Annotated in this window: 1 protein-coding gene; it reads left to right on the top strand. The window is 67.4% G+C overall.

Annotated elements, in window-relative coordinates:
* A partial coding sequence (locus AC5P1B_RS35800) for a beta-ketoacyl synthase N-terminal-like domain-containing protein (RefSeq protein ID WP_493892215.1) occupies positions 1-617 on the top strand: 617 nt, incomplete at both ends.

Here is a 617-nt window from a genome sequence, read left to right as displayed (position 1 = left end):
GGATCTCCCCCCGCGAGGCACAGGCAATGGACCCCCAGCAACGGCTCCTACTGGAAACCGCATGGGAAGCCATCGAACGAGCGAGCGTCGATCCAGCCTCACTCAGTGGAAACCAGGTCGGGGTCTTCGTAGGTGCCGCAGGACAGGAGTACGCGCCGCGTTTTCCTGAAACCCCGGATGGCGTCGACGGCTACCTGGTGACTGGGAACGCGACGAGTGTCATGTCAGGTCGGCTGTCGTATGCCTTCGGCCTGGAAGGCCCGGCCGTCACGGTCGATACCGCTTGTTCGTCTTCTTTGGTGGCTATGCATCTGGCCTGCCAGGCCCTGCGCAGCGGGGAATGCTCCATGGCCCTGGCCGGTGGCGTCACCGTGATGTCCACCCCCACCGGCTTCGTCGAGTTCAGCCGCCAACGTGGCCTGGCCCCCGACGGCCGATGCAAACCCTTCGCCGCCAACGCGGACGGGACAAGCTGGGCCGAAGGCGCCGGCATGCTCCTCCTCGAACCGCTGTCCCAGGCACAACGCCACGGACACCCCGTCCTCGCCCTCGTGCGCGGCAGCGCGGTCAACCAGGACGGGGCCAGCAACGGACTCACCGCCCCCAACGGCCCCTCC

It is taken from the genome of Streptomyces sp. A01 (genome assembly GCF_059026195.1).
This window is presented reverse-complemented; position numbering and strand designations above follow the sequence as displayed.